The following is a 377-nucleotide window of genomic DNA, read 5'->3' on the forward strand; positions in this document are numbered from 1 at the left end:
GTAACACGAACGTGACGGTGCTGAACGCGGGCGGCACAGGCGGGCTGACCACTGACGGTATTGAGCTTATTAGCGTGGCGGGAAATTCTGACGGTGTGTTTACCCAGAACGGGCGTATCGTGGCGGGGGCGTATGACTACACCCTGCAACGTGGGGAAGGGCAGAATGAGAAAAACTGGTATCTGACCAGCGCGCTGACGCCGGAACCACAGCCGGAGCCACAGCCGGAACCGGTTGATCCGACTGAGCCAGTGGACCCGGTAGATCCGCTGACTCCGCAAGCGCCGACGCAACCTGAGCCGCAGAGACCGCGCGAGCACGCGGTGCGTCCGGAAGCGGGTCTGTACGGTATGAACCTGCAGGCGGCGAACACGATG

1 protein-coding gene is annotated in these 377 nt (G+C 62.6%); it reads left to right on the forward strand.

Annotation, left to right across the window (positions count from 1 at the left end; translation table 11 throughout):
* A partial coding sequence (locus APU02_RS03315; RefSeq protein ID WP_120714862.1) for an autotransporter outer membrane beta-barrel domain-containing protein occupies positions 1-377 on the forward strand: 377 nt, incomplete at both ends.

Source organism: Citrobacter sp. 50677481, assembly GCF_001463265.1.
Classification (GTDB): Bacteria; Pseudomonadota; Gammaproteobacteria; order Enterobacterales; family Enterobacteriaceae; genus Citrobacter_A; species Citrobacter_A sedlakii.